Raw genomic sequence first — 16,707 nt, 5'->3', positions numbered from 1 at the left:
GGTCAGTGACAAATCGCTTTACGACCAACTGTATTACATTCAAAACGCGACCGGCGCGGTGCTGGATCCGCTGAGCTGTTTCCTGATTTCTCGTGGTCTAAAAACGCTCGATTTGCGAGTCCGCGAACAATCCGCGACGGCGCTGCAATTGTCGCAGTGGCTCGAATCGCACGGCAGAGTCAAATCGGTCCTCTACCCCGGACTCGCCTCGCATCCTCAACATTCGCTCGCTGCCGAAACACTCGATGGAGGCTTCGGCGCCATGGTGACGTTTGAATTGGACGCGGATAAACAGCAAACCGCCAAGGTTTGCGAATCGACCAAACTGTTTCATTTGGCCGTCAGCCTGGGCGCGGTCGAATCGTTGATCGAGCAGCCCGCGACGATGTCGCACGCCAGCTACGATGCCGCGGATCGCGAGAAGTTTGGCATCACCGATGGACTGATTCGATTGTCCGTGGGACTCGAGTCGTTTGAGGATTTGCGAAACGATTTGGCGCAAGCAATCGGCTAATCAGGATTAACTCTCATTTCCCAGGCTCCTGCCTGGGAACGCACTGCCGCAGAGGCTCCCGCCTCATGCTTTTCACTATTTTCGCAGACAGCAGGCTGCGAAACAGCGTGGACGTTCACCGAGAAGTGGCGTTAAAGCACTGCGTTTTGCGTGAATATCACGTGAATTCTGCGATAGCATGAAACGTTTTTAAGAAATTCTCAGACAGATCACATTCTGTATTGGTCCATTTTAGGGCATCTGCTAATCTTCGCTTGTCGTTGGTGACGACATTATTTTCGCACCTTGGGGACGCCATGAGGGCAAGCCACCCCTGAGGTCATTTGGTTCATTCAGGTGGAAAGGAGTCCAGCATGGATACCAAGCAGGCTGTAAATACTCACATTCGTTGGATGATTCGCCGCGACATGCCGGCGGTCCTGGGCATTGAGAACAAGAGCTTTGAGTTCGCTTGGACCGAAGAAGACTTCATTCGCTGCCTTCGCCAACGCAACTGCATCGGTATGGTCGCCGAAGTGGATGACCAAGTCGTTGGGTTCATGATCTATGAACTTCACAAGAACCGATTGCACGTCCTAAACTTTTCGGTGCATCCCGACGCCCGTCGTCGTGGGGTCGGCCATGCGATGCTAAGCAAATTGCTGGGCAAACTGTCGCACGAACGCCGCAATCGAATCATGCTGGAAGTTCGCGAGACCAATCTCGAAGCCCAATTGTTCTTCAAATCAGTTGGCTTCAAAGCAATCTCGGTGCTTCGTGATTTCTACGAAGACACAATCGAAGACGCCTACTTGATGCAGTACCGCTATCAAGCATCTGTCGAAGAACTCGCGCAGCCACACAATCGCATCACGCGAATGGCCGGCTAACATGCGGGACGGGCTTCCCGCCTGTCATCGGCACCTCATCCACTGCAGCGAAACTCGCGACGAGTTTCGCTGACCGAATGGGGAATAGCCTTCAATCCGGTCGTCGGCAAATAGATGCTGTAATGACAGGCTAGAAGCCTTTCCTACGATGGCACTATCTGGCGTTGGCTTCTTCAACGCGATACATCTCCTTAAACGGCAATTGAATGCCGCCGTCGATGGTGATCGTGCTGCCGGTAATATACTGGCTTGCAGGGTCGCACAAGAAGACGACGCCGCGACCGATCTCTTCGGGTTCCCCCAAGCGGCCGAGCGGCAATTCACTCCCCTTCTGCTCAAGCGTCTGTTCGCTAAAGAACTTGCGTTCCCCCGGAGTATTGGTCCAGCCCGGGTGAATGATATTGCAGCGGATGCCGTACTGAGCCAATTCACACGCGGCGGTCCGCGCCATTTGGTCATTCGCAGCTTTTGCCATGTTGTAGGCCATCGCCCCCGGCATCGCGATGTGCGCGTGGGGGCTGCTGATCACGACAAGGTTGCCTCCGTTACCGGCATCAACAAGCTTCTGGGCACCGCGACGGACCAGATAGAATGCCCCCCACATGCTGATGTCGATCGTCTTGCGAAATTCGTCCAAATCGGACGCCAACATCGTGTGACGATCGCTATATGCGGCATTACTAACCACGATATCCAAACCGCCGAGCAGCTCGGCCGCTTGATCGACAAGCGCCTCGGTTTGCTGTTGGTCGGCTAAATCGGCTGCGACCTTAAACGCGCGGACGCCATGGGCTTCACACGCCGCAACCGCTTCGTCGGCTTCGCCTTCGTGGTTGCGGTAGTTGATCACCACGTCCGCCCCCGCTTTGGCAAGCTGGATCGCAATACCCCGTCCGATTCCGCGTGAAGCGCCGCTGATAACGGCCCGTTTGCCTTTCAAATTGCTCATGTTGTCTCGTGGTTTCAAGAGGAACGCGGATAGTCGCTGATCGCTCCGCGATCTTGGCGTGACGCTGACTTTTTCGATGGGCAAACCACGTATGGAACGCGGTTGATCGAAGAATTTACCCGATTCATGCCGCTTCTGCATTGGGAGCGGTTTGGGGTTAGCCTGAGATTCTTTGCCACAGCAGTCGTCGGCGGTTTCACTCCTCTTCGCCACTGAAAATGTTCTCGTCGGACGATCCCGGACACACGCGAAAATGCTCAATACTTCCAAATAGTTTGCAAAAAAGCGCCCCTAGAGGCAAATAGGTGATTGATTTCCGGCAAAAATGAGAGAAAACTATCACTCATAGTAAAATACGCGGCTTAGGAAGACTTCGTGGTTAGGAGGCCCAAGTGACAACAAAATCACGACGAGACCGGCTCCGCGAGTTGATCCAGACCCGTGGTTTTGCGGCACTCGGAGAACTCGCCGAGACGTTGGAGGTCAGCGAGTCGACTATTCGCCGCGATTTAGAAGAGTTAGAGAAGGCGGGCGATGCACGACGGACACACGGCGGTGTGTTTTGGACGGGCAAGACCGCGACGATGCGAGTGTTTGGCAATCGCCGAGACACGATGTGGCCTGCCAAAAGTGCCATTGGCTTGGTGGCTGCGGAGTTGATCGATGATCACGACACGATTTTGCTCGACGGAGGAAGCACGACTTACGAGTTGGCCAGACATTTAGTCAAACGGCCGCTGCAGGTGGTGACGAACAGTTTGCCGGTGGCTCATCTGCTTTCTTCGAGTGAGTCGATCGATTTGATCATGATCGGTGGTTGTGTTCGCGGACGAACCGCAGTGGCGATTGGCCCGATGGCCGACTCGATGCTTCACACTTTAAACGTGGGAAAGGCATTTTTGTCGGTCGCAGGGATCAATGAACGAGGCTATTTCAACAGCGACATGATGCTGGTGGAAAGCGAAAAAGCGATGATCGCCGCGGCGGACCAATCGATCGTGGTGACCGACAGCAGCAAGTTTGGCAAGGTGAGTCTGAGCCGGTTATGCGGGTTAAACGAAGTGAACGCCGTGGTGACCGATTCAGGAATTGATTCTGAGTGGAAAGAGCGTTTGGAAACGTCGGGGGTCGGACTAGTCTTGGCGAATCCGTCGGGGCGAAATGAACAGGACGCGTCGCGAACCGGGCTGAATGTCGCGGGGCGGAACGACCTGGGCGTTAACGACATGGACACAAAACAACAAAGTTAAAAACACAGCAATGACGCAAACCATCGATCGCAATCGTATTGAACACCTCGTCCGCAGCGCCGTGATGGCGTCGATGGGCGGTGCTGCCACCAGCAAGTCGCCGAATGGCTACGCGGGTGTCTCCGCAAAAACGCCTCCGGGTTGGGTCGATGGCAAACCAAATTTGCGAGTCAGCATTTCGGCCCGCCACGTCCATTTGACCGACGAGCACGTCGAGATCTTATTTGGCGCCGGCAGCGTGCTGGAGCCTGATAAGGATCTGTATCAAGACGGCTTTTACGCCGCCAAGCAAACCGTGATGGTCGTTGGGCCTCGCCGCCGCATGCTGCCCAACGTGCGAGTACTGGGGCCAACGCGTCCGTTTAGTCAAGTCGAGTTGGCGTTAACCGATTCAATCTCGTTGGGCATCAACGCACCGGTTCGTCACAGCGGCAAAATTGACGGCACCCCCGGCTGCGTGTTGGTCGGCCCTGCGGGAACTGTCAAGCTAGACCAAGGCGTCATTCGTGCAGCCCGACACGTTCACATGAACTTTGCCGACGCCGATCATTTTGGCGTCAAGAACGGCGACATGATGCAGCTGAAAATCAAGAGTCCGGATTGCAGCGTCGTATTCGAAGACGTGTTGGTGCGAGCCGATGAAGCGGCGAAGTTAGAAGTGCATATCGACACCGACGAAGGCAACGCGTGCAACCTCGAAGCGGCAACCGAAGTGCTGCTTCGCAAAGACGACTGTGCCTGCAAAAACCACTAAAGCGATTGGCCCGCGGCTAGCGCCGTCGGCTCATGCGTTTAAATTTCCGTTCAAACATAACCTCCTATCCATTCAGTTAGTTCCTCTACTCCTAAGGTAATACTCCTATGGCAAAAGTTAGTGAAGCGCTCGGCATGATCGAGACCAAGGGCTTTATCGCTCTGATGGAAGCATGCGACGCGATGATGAAGGCAGCCAATGTTCAGTTCCTCGGTTGGGACAAAGTCGGCAGCGGTTTGGTCACCGCTTTCGTCACTGGCGACGTTGCTGCGGTAAAAGCAGCCACTGACGCTGGCGCCGCTGCGGCAGGCCGTATCGGTGAAGTCGTCAGCGTGCAGGTGATTCCTCGCCCTCACGATGACTTGGGCAAGGTCCTGAAGCTGTCGTCTCCCGCGAAAAAGTAGTTGATGCTTCTCGCGGACGGGGCCGATGGCCCTGCCAGTCCTCTCCTTAAAAACCAAACTAAAAATAAGAAATACAGAACATGAACGATGCAATCGGTTTGATTGAAACCAAAGGTTTGTTGGCCCTGATCGAAGCAACCGACGCGATGGCGAAGGCTGCGAACGTAGCAATCGTCAAGCGAGTCGACATTGGTGGTGCATATGTGACGACCGTTGTCAGCGGCGACGTCGGCAGCGTCCGTGCAGCCGTTGAAGCGGGTGCGAACGCAGCGGCTCAAGCGGGTGAACTCGTTGGCAGCCACATCATCGCTCGTCCTAGCGAAGGTTTGTCGTCGGCTTTTTTGTCGTAGAGTCGGATTCAAAACCCGAGTTTGAATCCGCATCGACAGGCGGTCTGTCGATGCAGCGAATGGAATCCATGTCTCTTACCCACGAAGAGCCTGCAGTGCTAGTTCTCGTAGCCAATCTTGGTTCGACCAGTTTCAAGTATCGCTTGTACGATATGTCCGACGAGCGTTGTTTAGCGCGCGGTGCGGTCGATCGCATCGGGGATACCGAGAGCAAATGTACCGTTTCGATCGGCGAGTGGTCGGACGAGCGAACGATGTCGGTACCCGATCACGGGGTCGCTGTCGAAGCTTGTTTAGCTCAATTGACCGATCCCGAGCACGGTGTACTGAAGGATGCGTCGGAGGTAGCGGCGATTGGATTCAAGGCGGTTCATGGTGGCCGGATGTCAGGCGTGTTCCGTGTGGACACCGACGTGCTTGATGCAATGGCGGAAATGAATGCGGCGGCGCCGGCGCATAACCCGCCCTACATTGCCGCGATGAAGGCGATGCAGCAACGGTTTGCCGATCTGCCACTGGTGGCGGCGTTCGAGACCGATTTTCACCAAACGATCCCAACGGCTCGTAAGGAATACGCCATTCCTCGCGATTGGGCCAACGAATTCCATATTCGCAAATGGGGATTCCATGGTGCAAGTCACCGCTATATCGCCACGCGAAGTGCGGAGCTACTCGGTCGCGATGACGCTCGTGTGATCTCGTGTCACTTGGGCGGCAGCAGTTCGATTACGGCGATCCGGAATCGGCAAAGTGTGATGACGACGATGGGAATGACGCCGCAAACGGGGTTGCCACAAAACAACCGCGTCGGTGACTTTGATCCTTTCGCGTTGCCATTAATTATTGAGCGAACGGGGATGACGCTCGACGCGGCGCTGGCACATTTGGCAAGCCAAGGAGGCTTGTTGGGGCTGAGTGGACGCAGCGGAGATATCCGCGACGTCGAAGAAGCAGCCGAAGCGGGCGATGCGGGTTCGCAATTGGCACTCGATGTGTATGTCGAAGAGATTCGCCGGCACCTCGGTGGCATGATCGTGGCACTCGGTGGTGCTGATGCGATCGTGTTTACTGCGGGCATCGGTGAAAACGACGATCTGATTCGAGGCCGCGTCTGCGAAGGGCTCGAAGAGCTTGGCATTGTCGTGGATCCGGCTGCCAACAAATCGCTCAAGGGCGAAGCGACGTTTCACGCCGAATCGAGCCGGACGGCGTTGTGGGTGATCCCCACCAACGAAGAGATCATCGTGGCTCGGCAAACTGTATCCGCGTTGCAACAAGCGTAGGCAAATAGGAACTCCACCCAAACATGTTTATCGCAAAAGTAACCGGATCGATCGTCAGCACTCAGAAAGTGAGTTCGATGACGGGTCACAAATTGCTGGTCGTCGAGCCTTACCGGCTCGAAGGCGAGAAACGCGATCGGCTGGTCACAACCGGGCGAACGTTCATTTCCGTCGACACGATCGGCGCGGGCGAAGGCGATTTTGTGTTGGTGGTGCAAGGCAGCAGTGCACGATTGACACCCGAAACAAAACCGCTGCCGATCGATGCCTGCATCATCGGCATCGTCGACACGGTTCACATTGACAAACGAAGCGTTTACGACCGAGACAAGTAATCGCTGCCGAGCGATTTCACTTTCCCTCATTCCGACGCATAAAACGCAGACATAACGAGAAACCTAAACTATGCATTTCGACGAAAACCTGATTCGCAGTGTGGTCGCTCAAGTATTGGCCGAAGTCGGACCGATGCCGGCCGCTTCCAATGGCAAACCCGCCGGTGGCCAGCACGGTATTTTTTATGATGCCGCATCGGCAGTGACCGCGGCTCGCCGAGCGTTCGAACAACTGCGTGAGCGCTCGCTCGCAGATCGAAAACAGATCATCGATATCATTCGTCGTATCTCCATCGAGCAATGCGAAGAGCTCGGTTTGATGGAGATGGAAGAGACCAAGGTCGGACGTCCCGAGCATAAAATCGAAAAGCTGCGTACGCTCGGTGAGTTGTCGCCGGGTGTTGAGTTCTTGGAAACCAAGTGCTTCAGCGGCGACCACGGTTTGGCGATCATCGAACGAGCACCGTTCGGTGTGATCGGCGCGATCACTCCCGTGACTCACAGCTTGCCGACGATCACCGGAAATGCCGTCAGCATGATCGCTGGCGGCAATACCGTCGTCGTTAATCCGCATCCATCGGGCAAACGGGTTGCTGCCGAAGGGGTTCGCCGCTTCAACGAAGCAATCGCTGCTGAGATGGGGATCGACAATATTATCTGTGTGATCGCTGAACCGACGCTCGAAAGTGCCAACGAATTGTTTGCTCACCGCGACGTCGCACTGATTTGCGTCACCGGCGGACCGGCGGTCGGACGTGCGGCACTGAACAGCGGCAAACGAGCGATTGTCGCAGGTCCGGGTAATCCGCCCGTGGTGGTCGATGAGACCGCTGATTTTGACAACGCCGCTCGCTGTATCATCCAAGGTGCCTCGTACGACAACAACTTGTTGTGCATCGCCGAAAAAGAAGTGTTCGTGGTCGATAGCGTCTTTGACAAGATGATGGACGCAATGCGACGAGCCGGTGCAGTCCAGCTGAATAGCGAGCAAATTGCACGATTGACCAGCAAAGCGATTGTCAAAGTCGGCGACGACAAGCATGACGCGGCGTGCAAAGATTTCATCGGTCGCGACGCCAGTGTCCTGGCCGAAGCGGCGGGTGTTTCGGTTCCAAGTGGCACCGAACTGGTCTTTGGTGAAACCGACGAACACCACCCGTTTGTCAGTGTCGAGCAAATGATGCCGTTCCTGCCATTCGTGCGTGCTCGTGATGTCGATCACGCCATCGCCATGGCGAAGAAATACGAACACGGTTTCCGGCACACCGCCATGATTCACTCACGTAATGTTCACAACATGACCAAGATGGGCCGCGAGATGGACACGACGTTGTACGTCAAAAACGGCCCCTCCATGGCGTCGCTTGGACTCGGTGGCGAAGGCTACCTGTCGTTCTCGATCGCCGGCCCGACCGGCGAAGGGGTTACGACACCTGCGACGTTCACACGCGAGCGTCGCTGCAGCATGATCGACGAGCTACGAGTCGTTTAGTGAGATAGGCTTCCAGCCTGAATGTGGGATAGGCTTCCAGCCTGTCATCAAACGCAACCCAGGCTTCCAGCCTGTCACAAAACATAAACATTCCCCTCTAACACTTCACCCCCAATGCAACCAGCCACCGTCATCGGATCGACTCGCGCGACCGTGAAGCACGCCAGCTTGGCGGGCCAGCGGCTTGTGATCGTCCAGCCCACGGGCGTAGACGATGCACCCGACGGCGCACCACTGATTGCACTGGACAATTTAGGTTGTCGCAAAGGGGACCAAGTGATGTTAACGAGTGACGGATCGTATGCTCGCGAAATCACGAAACACGAAAATACCCCAGCACGCTGGAGCGTGATTGGATTGATTGACGAACGGAGACCCGCATGACCCACGCATCGATCGATCCGGTATGGATAGCCAAGATCGTTCGTGAAGTCATCGAGCGAGTCAAACAGCACCAAATGGAAAGTGGCGAGCAATCCGCCTCGCCGCTTTCCGGTGTCATCTCGGTTGCGACTGTCAAAGAAGCAGCCGGGGGCGGCAAGAACGAATTACGAGTCACCACGAAAGCGATCGTCACTCCGGCGGCACGCGACGAAGCGAAACGGCTTGGGATCACGATCACTCGCAGTGCAAAAAACGAAACAAAGCTAAGCGAAAAAATAAACCAGCCACCGTCCGAAATGGCGGTCACCGACAACGAGAACCCCGAGCGTGCCGCGGCGATTTCGCAGCAGTTGGCGCGACGAGGGATTCGGGCTTCGGCGACGGTCGAGGTCGTGTTAAGCGACTCACCGAGCAAAGAGGTTTACCGAATTTGCAGTGCCGGACGTCGGGCAGCAATGATCAGTTCGATTGCCACCGTCGAACGGATTGAAAAGGAATTGGCACCGCAAGTTTGGGTGCTGGATATGAACGCATTGAATTTTGTTGCGGCGGTCAACGTCGCAGCCCGAATTTTGAAATAGTGAAACAAACAACCAAAACCTCATGAAAATCGCTCGCACGATCGGCACCGTCACTCTTTCTCGCTCGCATCCCGCGATGCAGGGAGCAAAGTTGCGCTGCGTCGAATTGGTCGAGTCGATGGATCAATTCGGCGACCAACCGATCGGTGGTGACACCGTGATCGCGTGGGATTTATGCGGGACAGGGATTGGTGATTGGGTGGCGTTGGCCGAAGGCCCTGAAGCGGCTCAGCCGTTTTCGGATGTCAAACCCCTCGATGCCTCGATTGTCGCGTTGTTGGACGAAGTCGACCTTTAATTAACACACATATACACAGACCCTCTTGCTCAGTGAACCGCGTCACAGCGGACCATCGTAACGATAAAGGAAAGCAGCTATGCAGAATCTTCATAAAATCAAACAAGACATGTGCGACATCGGCAAGCGGATTTACAACCGCCAATTCGCTGCCGCCAATGACGGAAACATCACCGTCCGCGTCAGCGATAACGAAGTCCTCTGCACCCCGACACTGCACTGCAAAGGCTTTCTTGTCCCTGATGACATTTCGCTTGTTGACATGACGGGCAAGCAATTGTCGGGTCGTAAAAAGCGAAGTAGCGAAGCCCTGTTGCACTTGGAAATCTATCGCCAACGCGAAGACATCCGCAGCGTCGTTCACTGCCATCCACCACACGCAACCGCATTTGCGATCGCTCGCGAGCCGATTCCACAGTGCATTTTGCCCGAGGTCGAAGTGTTCCTCGGTGACGTGCCGATCACCAAGTACGAAACCCCCGGCGGGCAAGCGTTTGCCGACACGATCATTCCGTTTGTCAAGAAAACCAATGTGATGATTTTGGCGAATCACGGTACGGTTAGCTACGGCGAAACGGTCGAGCAAGCGTATTGGTGGACCGAGATTCTTGACTCGTATTGCCGCATGTTGATGTTGGCGAAACAGCTTGGCAACGTTTCTTACTTGAGCCAAGAAAAGTCCAAGGAACTGCTCGATCTGAAGGACAAGTGGGGCTACAAGGATCCTCGTAACACCAGCGAGTACGAGAATTGTGACATTTGTGCCAACGACATCTTCCGTGATTCGTGGGCCGAAGCGGGCGTCGCACAACGTGCGTTCAACCCACCGCCATCCGCAGTCGCATCGGCAGCCAAGGCTGCAGTGGCTAGTTCGCCAGCGAGCGGCATTGACGAAGAGAAACTCGTCAAGCTGATCACCGACGAAGTGATCCGCCAAATGAAGGCCTAGTTCTATGTGGGACAGGCTTCCAGGCGTATCAACGGTTCACTCAATACAAACTTGCAACGTATAAAATTCTGACAACATGAAAATTTCGATCATTGGTGCCGGTGGACTCGTCGGGTCCTGTGCCGCGTACGCGATCCAGTGCGGCGGAATCGCTCGCGAAATCGCATTGCTTGACGTCAACCAAGAAATGGCCGTTGGCCAGGCTCTCGACCTGCAGCACGGCAGCCCCAGTGTTGCCGATCAACGTATCGTCGGTGGCGGTTACGAACACATTGCCGACAGCGATGTGATCTGTATCACCGCCGGACTTCGCCGCAAGCCCGATGAGTCGCGGCTCGATCTGATCAACCGCAACACCGACCTGTTCGTTCAGATTGTTCGCGATGTAAAGGCAGCCGGCCCCAAGTCATCCGCAATCGTGTTGGTCGTCAGCAACCCGGTCGATGTGTTGACCTATGTTGCCGCACAAATGCTTGACTTGCCCGCAGACCAAGTCATCGGCTTGGGAACCCAGCTCGATACAATTCGTTTCTGCTCGCTGATTGCGGCGCAGCTAAACGCACCACCGACGCAAACCAAGGCATTGATCTTGGGCGAACATGGCGATTCGATGGTGCCGATTTGGAGCAGTGCGACGGTGGGCGGTTTGCCGCTGGATAAATTCCCAGGCTGGAACGCCACCATGGCCAATGATCTGTTCACACGAACGCGTGGCAGTGGTGCTGAAGTGATCAAGCGAAAAGGCGGCGCCGGCTTCGCGGTTGGGATCGCCATTCGCGACGTGTTTGATGCGATCGCACTGGATCGTCGCTGCATTTTGCCAGTCAGTTCGGTCCAACGAGGTTGCTACGGAATCCGTGATGTAGCGCTTTCGGTGCCGACCGTGGTCGGTCGCACCGGGGTAATCAATCAGCTGGAAATCGATTTATGGCCGAAAGAAGTCCAAGGAATCCGGGCTAGTGGCGGTGCATTGAAGAAAACCCTCGATATCGTTTTACCACGTATCGCTTAACCTAGGCCGAGTAGGTAGTCTGAGACAGGTACACAAACGTCTTCCGAGGCAGCAATGCCTCGCGAGGGGGTTGACAGGTAGCCGAGGATCGTACTTAACGGCTGCGTGAACTTGTCTCCTGTCACTCCTTCCCGTGGCATTGCTGCAGAGTCGTCTGACTTAGTTGACGTATTCTTCTTCTTCCTCGCCGGTCGGCCGCGAGATTTCGCCGGTGTCTTCGAGATGGCGAACGATGTCGACGATCTTTTGTTGAACCGCTTCGACCTCGCTGATCCGGACGCTGCCAAGATACTCCATTTCTTCGCGAAGGTTCTCGGCCGCTCGCGTGCTCATGTTCTTCATCACCTTGTTCTGAAGCACTTGGCTCGCCCCTTTTAGCGACATCGCCCACTGAGACGTTTCGACGTTCTTCAGGAGTGCTTGGATATCGCGATCGCCCAGTTTCGAGATGTCTTCAAAGACAAACATCAAGCGGCGAATTTCGTCGGACAATTCGGGATCGTCACGTCCGAGTGATTCCATGATATTTCGTTCGACGCTGCGTTCGGCAACGTTCAGGATCTCCGCCACGCTAGCCACACCGCCGGTGTTGCTGTGCGATTGGTTGACCATGCTGCTGAGCCGCATCTCGAGACCAAATTCAAGCTCGGCAACCGCATCCGGGCTGGTGCGTCCCATCGTGGCGATCCGGCGAATCACCTCAAGCTGTTTTTCGGGATCGAGTCCCGACATCACTTCGGACGCATAGTTCGACGGGACGTGGCTAAGCAACAACGCGATCGTTTGCGGATGTTCGTCGCCAATGAACTGCAGCAGCGTTTGGGCATCAACTTTCTTGATAAAGCCAAACGGCATCGATTCGATCGTCTGTTGCAGATTGCCCAGCAATTCACCGGCGTCGCGGCCGAGCGCCTCTTTGATCAGTTCCTTGGCACGCTCGAGTCCCCCGGGACTGGCGTAAATCGAGCTCGCTTTGCTGGTCAGAAACTCGGCGATCACGACCTCTTGCTCGTCGCCTCCAAACGAATCGGTTTGGGCGATCATGATGCTGATCGCTTCGATCGCCCGCGGCGGCAATTGGGATAGCACCCGCGCAGCCGTCTTGGTCGGCATCGAGCTTAGCAGCACGGCGGCCTTCTTGAGCCCTTCCTCGTTGAACATCGCCGAGGTCGAGGACATCGATTTATTTTTCGTCTTGGTTTCAGTCATCGCAGAAAGTCTTCCTTTATCGAAAGCTTATCGGCGAATCTGCCGAGTCACTGGCGTTGACACTCCAGTTTGCTTGTTGTGCTGGATTTAGCGGACGTGCGACCTTTTCAGACAAGCGAGCGGTTTTCCGGATCGTGTTCGCGACGCTTCAACCACATGCGAATCGCAGAGCCCCAATCGAGAGCGACGAAAGAGCGAAGTGCATGATGAAGGGAGCACGCGGCGAAACGATGCCACGCCCGTCACTAAGTGTCCACCTCGATCCAAAGTGGCAATGACAGGGCAAAGCATGCGTATTTGCGGTCGTATTCGCGTCACGGAGGCGTTTATCGACCACTTGCGTACTCTTGCCAGGCGCCCCCTCGATCATCGAGCTTCGGATGAACCCCTGTTTGGGATTTATTGGGTTCGATTAGCAGCAAATTGGTGGAATTTCTATATTCATAAACTTTCGCAGAAATAGAATTCAGCAACGAAACCTTGAGGCACTTTTCTTGTTTCACAAAGCGTCCAATGGTGGTTTCCATCCCTCTCATTTCCTTCCCCTAAGCGGTACATGAATCACTTGAAAGTTACCCTGCTCGTTGCTGCTGTTTTCGGTGTCGTCCCTGTTGTTGGGTGTGGCGGACGCGAGCCAGCGACCGTGATCGAGCAACCGGTTAAATCCGATGCCGACTTGGCTAAAGAAGCCGAGTTGTATGAGCGCCAAATGCGCGGTGAAGGCTGATCTCCCATCGGTGGTCGAGCGATCTGTGAGTGGAGGATCGCACGGTCACGTCTAAAGACGCAGTTCAAAAACAGTGAGTTTTGGTTCGTTTGTGACCGAAGTCGCTTGCGGTATGCGCTGTCAGTCCATTTGAAATTTTCTCTTTTGTTTCAATGTTTTATCAAATTGGATTTTGCACATGAAGAATTTTGCACGTACTCGATCTGGCTTTACGTTGGTCGAATTACTCGTCGTGATCGCCATCATCGGAGTGCTGGTTGGGCTGCTGTTGCCTGCGGTTCAAGCGGCACGCGAAGCGGCTCGGCGAATGAGTTGTAGCAACAACTTTAAACAGATCGGCTTGGCGATCCACAACTATCACTCGGCATACAATCAGCTTCCGTTGCACATGGGAGGCACCCGCGAATTGGTGGCGTCTCCGAACAGCAACAACAGTAATCGCCTGTTCTTGAGCGCCTTGGTTGGCTTATTGCCATTCAACGAACAACAAGCGTTATGGGAACAGATTAGCAATCCCAATGGAATTTATCCGGCAATGGGACCTACCCCTTGGACGTCGCACCCCGCTTGGATCACCGACGTTGCAGCGTTTCGTTGCCCAAGCGATCCTGGGGTTGGCGCCCCGGCACTTGGACGGACCAACTACGCTGTCAGCTTGGGGGACACGATCAACTATGTGAATACCGGTGGCAAAAGCCACAAGGGCTTCTATCGCCCAGGCACCAACGGTACCCAGGACATGACCGAAAACACTCAGACCGACGACAGCGCCACTGCGAACACGGCGCGAACTACCAATCGTGGTTTCTTTTGGTCACGTCATAAGACCGCGTTCCGCGATGTACTTGATGGACTTGCCAATACCATTGCGATGGGCGAAATGGCGACCAGTTTGGGAGCGAACGAAATCATCGCCGACAATCGTAACAGTGCACCATTCGCGACGCTGCTACTCGATCCAGGGCTTTGTTACACCTACGTCAATCCAGCTCGTCCTCAATTCTTCACCTCGAACGTGTCCTCTGGAAACCAATCGCGTGGTTATCGTTGGGCCGATGGCCGTGTGTTTTACACTGCGGTGCAAACCATCCTGCCTCCAAACGCCCCTAGCTGTTTTGCAGAAACCGGCGACAGCGGCACCGGAGTCTCGTCGATGGGAAGCCGTCACCAAGGGGGCGTCCATGTCTTGATGGGTGACGGGGCGGTCAAGTTTATCACCGACAGCATCGAAGCAGGCAACAAGAATGCGGCCCCTGCGGGCGCCGGCCAAATGAGCACCTACGGTTTGTGGGGCGCCCTCGGAACACGCGCTTCTAAAGAAGTTCAATCGCTCGAATAATGCGGCGACCATAACCATCATCTTGAAAGCCGGACTCTTCGCGAGTTCGGCTTTTTTCGTTGGCGAGGACCGCAGGACCTAAAAGAGCCCCCCCCCTCTACCCAGGGGCTTTGGTCGGTTTCTACGTCTGAGGTGAAGACATTTTTTAGCCTGCGGTTCCCGATTTGCGGCAATCCGCCCCGTTTGCTACTTTCGGCGGAAGTTTGTGTAAGGGGGCAGTCATAGAGAATGTCGCCTTTTGGTTTTCCGCAATTTGCCGACCGCGTCCGAAAAACTCGTTGGATCAAATCGGGAAAATGATAGATTTCCAGTGGCACATCGGATGCTTGTAATGAAATCGAAATCGAATTCATCCCAACGCAGCAGCGCCATTCTTTTCAGATTCGAAATCTTTTGACGTCGAGATTCCCATGTTTAAAACACTCTTCATTGCCGGTGTGCTCTTCACCATGGTCCCCCTCGTCGGTTGTGGCGGTAGTGGTTCGGGGGACGAACCGTCGGTAAAATCGGACGCCGACTTTCAGCGGGAAGTCGAAGCGTACGAGAAGGCAATGGCTTCAGATCCCTGAACGCTAGGAACCAGCCAAGACAGTCTCGGTCATGCCTTTGCAGATGGAACGGCGTGCAGTTATTATCTGGGCGGTTGCTATGGTGCGTTCGGCGATGGTGTGGTTAAGTTTATCGCCAACACATTCGACACTGACAATTGGAACGCTCCGGCCCCGCTTAACGTCCTCGACGAAAACGAGTTGCCGATTCCTAGCCCGCATGACGTTGTGGGGCGGTTTGGAAACACGGGCGGTTTGGGAACACGGGCCAGTGAACAAAGGACTGACGCCGATCATTGATTCTGGGCAGGCACTAAGCAGGTGGCTTTTGTAGTGGACTCGCGAGATTGGAATAGGAATCGCATTTGGACTTAGAGACCGCGTTACCGAGGCTTAGCGAGCAACTATCGGCAGCGGCAAGCGAGCCAGATCGATTCACACGTTTGCGGGTTGGTATGCCTCGTTTGTATCGGCATCTGCGGCGAGTGGGCGACGAGCGATCGGTGCTAAAGCGGTGGGGGCGATCGGTAAACACCGACGAGTTGGCAAACCAAGACATCGTGGCTGCTGAAATCCTCTCGCTACTCGGCGAGATCACCGGCGTGCCGATGCGCCCGCCCGGGTTCCACGCGGGGATCCAGCACACCTACGGATATTTGCTTAGCCGAATCGAGACGCCCTACGGATTCAAACGAGACCGTTGGATCCAATCAACGATCGAAGACGGATTCGGTTTGCCGCGTCAATCATTACAGCCGCTGCCACGTCGAGGAACGTTGCTCGGCAATTTAACCGTCTTTCTGTCACAGTTGTCATTGCGAGATCAGCCGCCCGTGAAAATCGTCGGCAGCATGGCCAATCTCAACCTGGACGAAATCGCTCACATCAACGGGCATCGTATCGTAGAGTCCTTTCAGCTCGGCGGTGATCCCAAGAAGCGACAAAGTAATTTCAAGCAGCAACCTCGCAACGTGCAATTGCGGACCGATCTATTTCCCTTTCCGCGATCAACCAGCGACGAGCGAAATCGAGGTTTATTGGTTTATTCAATTTGCGAGGGAACCAAGCCTGCAAAATTGATCACGACATTTCCGGTCGGGCAAACAACGATGGACGAATGGATGGATCTGTCAAAAATGGGCAAACGCCAGCCAATTCGACTTCGTTTTAATGCGTACTTGAATGGCTTTCCCACCGGCGGAATTTGCGGCGAGCGTCGTCTGCATGAACTCGATGCGAATCCGCTAAGCTAGGAGGAGCATCCGTTGCGAATTTTTCAGATTCCGGCGCCATCGGTGGCCGTGTTTTGTGCCCGTCTTGTTCGCCCCCGTCTTGTTCGCACCGATGCTTAAGAACCAGCTTGGTGGGACGCCAGCGAAAATTCCCCAACGATACGAGAGCCCAATCCATGTCCGAACCGTTGAGTGAAACGGCCAACGAAAACAACGCCGCCACGTCCG

At 55.0% G+C, this 16,707-nt stretch carries 21 protein-coding genes; 18 read left to right on the top strand and 3 right to left on the bottom strand.

The window, feature by feature from the left end; translation table 11 throughout:
* A partial coding sequence (locus ABX962_RS11950; RefSeq protein ID WP_372719640.1) for a PLP-dependent transferase occupies positions 1-514 on the top strand: 514 nt, incomplete at its 5' end.
* 392 nt (positions 515-906) lie between these two features.
* Complete coding sequence (gene rimI, locus ABX962_RS11945) at positions 907-1,383, top strand: ribosomal protein S18-alanine N-acetyltransferase (protein WP_339942039.1); 477 nt, start codon at positions 907-909, stop codon at positions 1,381-1,383.
* 154 nt (positions 1,384-1,537) lie between these two features.
* On the opposite strand, the gene ABX962_RS11940 is transcribed toward rimI, so the two are convergent.
* Complete coding sequence (locus ABX962_RS11940) at positions 1,538-2,332, bottom strand: SDR family NAD(P)-dependent oxidoreductase (protein WP_372719638.1); 795 nt, start codon at positions 2,330-2,332, stop codon at positions 1,538-1,540.
* 392 nt (positions 2,333-2,724) lie between these two features.
* On the opposite strand from ABX962_RS11940, the gene ABX962_RS11935 reads away from it, so the two are divergent.
* From ABX962_RS11935 to ABX962_RS11880, 12 genes are all read left to right on the top strand, one after another.
* A complete protein-coding gene (locus ABX962_RS11935) occupies positions 2,725-3,582 on the top strand; it encodes a DeoR/GlpR family DNA-binding transcription regulator (protein ID WP_372719636.1) in 858 nt (285 codons plus the stop codon).
* A 73-nt stretch (positions 3,583-3,655) separates the two neighbouring features.
* On the top strand, positions 3,656-4,336 hold the full coding sequence (pduL, locus tag ABX962_RS11930) for a phosphate propanoyltransferase (protein ID WP_372719642.1): 681 nt from the start codon (positions 3,656-3,658) through the stop codon (positions 4,334-4,336).
* A 107-nt stretch (positions 4,337-4,443) separates the two neighbouring features.
* Positions 4,444-4,740, top strand: a complete 297-nt coding sequence (locus ABX962_RS11925) for a BMC domain-containing protein (RefSeq protein WP_372719634.1) — start codon at positions 4,444-4,446, stop codon at positions 4,738-4,740.
* Between the two features lie 80 nt (positions 4,741-4,820).
* Positions 4,821-5,090: a BMC domain-containing protein gene (locus tag ABX962_RS11920; RefSeq protein WP_339941958.1), complete on the top strand. Its 270-nt coding sequence runs from the start codon at positions 4,821-4,823 to the stop codon at positions 5,088-5,090.
* A 95-nt stretch (positions 5,091-5,185) separates the two neighbouring features.
* On the top strand, positions 5,186-6,373 hold the full coding sequence (locus ABX962_RS11915) for an acetate/propionate family kinase (protein WP_372719632.1): 1,188 nt from the start codon (positions 5,186-5,188) through the stop codon (positions 6,371-6,373).
* 23 nt (positions 6,374-6,396) lie between these two features.
* Positions 6,397-6,708 (top strand): EutN/CcmL family microcompartment protein, encoded by a 312-nt coding sequence (locus tag ABX962_RS11910; protein ID WP_372719630.1) that lies wholly within the window; start codon positions 6,397-6,399, stop codon positions 6,706-6,708.
* Between the two features lie 70 nt (positions 6,709-6,778).
* Positions 6,779-8,200 (top strand): aldehyde dehydrogenase family protein, encoded by a 1,422-nt coding sequence (locus ABX962_RS11905; RefSeq protein WP_372719628.1) that lies wholly within the window; start codon positions 6,779-6,781, stop codon positions 8,198-8,200.
* 114 nt (positions 8,201-8,314) lie between these two features.
* Positions 8,315-8,584: a EutN/CcmL family microcompartment protein gene (locus ABX962_RS11900; RefSeq protein WP_372719626.1), complete on the top strand. Its 270-nt coding sequence runs from the start codon at positions 8,315-8,317 to the stop codon at positions 8,582-8,584.
* On the top strand, positions 8,581-9,165 hold the full coding sequence (locus ABX962_RS11895) for a hypothetical protein (protein ID WP_372719624.1): 585 nt from the start codon (positions 8,581-8,583) through the stop codon (positions 9,163-9,165). The genes ABX962_RS11900 and ABX962_RS11895 overlap by 4 nt, the downstream gene beginning before the upstream one ends.
* Positions 9,166-9,187: 22 nt before the next feature.
* Positions 9,188-9,463 (top strand): EutN/CcmL family microcompartment protein, encoded by a 276-nt coding sequence (locus tag ABX962_RS11890; protein ID WP_372719622.1) that lies wholly within the window; start codon positions 9,188-9,190, stop codon positions 9,461-9,463.
* Positions 9,464-9,542: 79 nt separating this feature from the next.
* The gene (locus ABX962_RS11885; protein WP_372719620.1) at positions 9,543-10,412 is read left to right on the top strand and encodes a class II aldolase/adducin family protein; all 870 of its coding nucleotides are present in this window, start codon (positions 9,543-9,545) and stop codon (positions 10,410-10,412) included.
* 76 nt (positions 10,413-10,488) lie between these two features.
* A complete protein-coding gene (locus tag ABX962_RS11880) occupies positions 10,489-11,424 on the top strand; it encodes a lactate/malate dehydrogenase family protein (RefSeq protein WP_372719618.1) in 936 nt (311 codons plus the stop codon).
* A 159-nt stretch (positions 11,425-11,583) separates the two neighbouring features.
* Here ABX962_RS11880 and fliG read toward each other — a convergent pair whose 3' ends face one another.
* Together fliG and ABX962_RS11870 are read right to left on the bottom strand one after the other, a co-directional pair.
* Complete coding sequence (gene fliG, locus ABX962_RS11875) at positions 11,584-12,633, bottom strand: flagellar motor switch protein FliG (protein WP_372719616.1); 1,050 nt, start codon at positions 12,631-12,633, stop codon at positions 11,584-11,586.
* 326 nt (positions 12,634-12,959) lie between these two features.
* On the bottom strand, positions 12,960-13,160 hold the full coding sequence (locus ABX962_RS11870) for a hypothetical protein (RefSeq protein ID WP_372719614.1): 201 nt from the start codon (positions 13,158-13,160) through the stop codon (positions 12,960-12,962).
* Positions 13,161-13,189: 29 nt separating this feature from the next.
* Between ABX962_RS11870 and ABX962_RS11865 the strand changes: the two genes are divergently transcribed.
* From ABX962_RS11865 to ABX962_RS11850, 4 genes are all read left to right on the top strand, one after another.
* Positions 13,190-13,360: a hypothetical protein gene (locus ABX962_RS11865; protein ID WP_372719612.1), complete on the top strand. Its 171-nt coding sequence runs from the start codon at positions 13,190-13,192 to the stop codon at positions 13,358-13,360.
* A gap of 178 nt (positions 13,361-13,538) precedes the next feature.
* Complete coding sequence (locus ABX962_RS11860; protein ID WP_372719610.1) at positions 13,539-14,699, top strand: DUF1559 domain-containing protein; 1,161 nt, start codon at positions 13,539-13,541, stop codon at positions 14,697-14,699.
* Positions 14,700-15,109: 410 nt separating this feature from the next.
* Positions 15,110-15,268 (top strand): hypothetical protein, encoded by a 159-nt coding sequence (locus ABX962_RS11855; protein WP_372719608.1) that lies wholly within the window; start codon positions 15,110-15,112, stop codon positions 15,266-15,268.
* Positions 15,269-15,612: 344 nt separating this feature from the next.
* Entirely contained in the window at positions 15,613-16,500 is an 888-nt protein-coding gene (locus ABX962_RS11850) for a hypothetical protein (RefSeq protein WP_372719606.1), read from the top strand.
* Positions 16,501-16,707 lie beyond the last annotated feature (207 nt).

This window comes from Novipirellula sp., from assembly GCF_041583735.1.
Lineage (GTDB): Bacteria > Planctomycetota > Planctomycetia > Pirellulales > Pirellulaceae > Novipirellula.
Note: the sequence above shows the minus strand (reverse complement) of the source record. Positions and strands in the feature narration are given on the sequence as shown.

Bases quoted from the DNA above. Each gene is read 5' to 3' on its own strand.
- pduL (WP_372719642.1), top strand. From the start codon at position 3,656: ATGGGCGGTGCTGCCACCAGCAAGTCGCCGAATGGCTACGCGGGTGTC.
- ABX962_RS11885 (WP_372719620.1), top strand. From the start codon at position 9,543: ATGCAGAATCTTCATAAAATCAAACAAGACATGTGCGACATCGGCAAG.
- ABX962_RS11910 (WP_372719630.1), top strand. From the start codon at position 6,397: ATGTTTATCGCAAAAGTAACCGGATCGATCGTCAGCACTCAGAAAGTG.
- ABX962_RS11925 (WP_372719634.1), top strand. From the start codon at position 4,444: ATGGCAAAAGTTAGTGAAGCGCTCGGCATGATCGAGACCAAGGGCTTT.
- ABX962_RS11865 (WP_372719612.1), top strand. From the start codon at position 13,190: ATGAATCACTTGAAAGTTACCCTGCTCGTTGCTGCTGTTTTCGGTGTC.
- ABX962_RS11890 (WP_372719622.1), top strand. From the start codon at position 9,188: ATGAAAATCGCTCGCACGATCGGCACCGTCACTCTTTCTCGCTCGCAT.
- ABX962_RS11880 (WP_372719618.1), top strand. From the start codon at position 10,489: ATGAAAATTTCGATCATTGGTGCCGGTGGACTCGTCGGGTCCTGTGCC.
- ABX962_RS11940 (WP_372719638.1), bottom strand. From the start codon at position 2,332: ATGAGCAATTTGAAAGGCAAACGGGCCGTTATCAGCGGCGCTTCACGC.
- ABX962_RS11905 (WP_372719628.1), top strand. From the start codon at position 6,779: ATGCATTTCGACGAAAACCTGATTCGCAGTGTGGTCGCTCAAGTATTG.
- fliG (WP_372719616.1), bottom strand. From the start codon at position 12,633: ATGACTGAAACCAAGACGAAAAATAAATCGATGTCCTCGACCTCGGCG.
- ABX962_RS11900 (WP_372719626.1), top strand. From the start codon at position 8,315: ATGCAACCAGCCACCGTCATCGGATCGACTCGCGCGACCGTGAAGCAC.
- ABX962_RS11920 (WP_339941958.1), top strand. From the start codon at position 4,821: ATGAACGATGCAATCGGTTTGATTGAAACCAAAGGTTTGTTGGCCCTG.
- rimI (WP_339942039.1), top strand. From the start codon at position 907: ATGATTCGCCGCGACATGCCGGCGGTCCTGGGCATTGAGAACAAGAGC.
- ABX962_RS11895 (WP_372719624.1), top strand. From the start codon at position 8,581: ATGACCCACGCATCGATCGATCCGGTATGGATAGCCAAGATCGTTCGT.
- ABX962_RS11870 (WP_372719614.1), bottom strand. From the start codon at position 13,160: ATGGAAACCACCATTGGACGCTTTGTGAAACAAGAAAAGTGCCTCAAG.
- ABX962_RS11855 (WP_372719608.1), top strand. From the start codon at position 15,110: ATGTTTAAAACACTCTTCATTGCCGGTGTGCTCTTCACCATGGTCCCC.
- ABX962_RS11860 (WP_372719610.1), top strand. From the start codon at position 13,539: ATGAAGAATTTTGCACGTACTCGATCTGGCTTTACGTTGGTCGAATTA.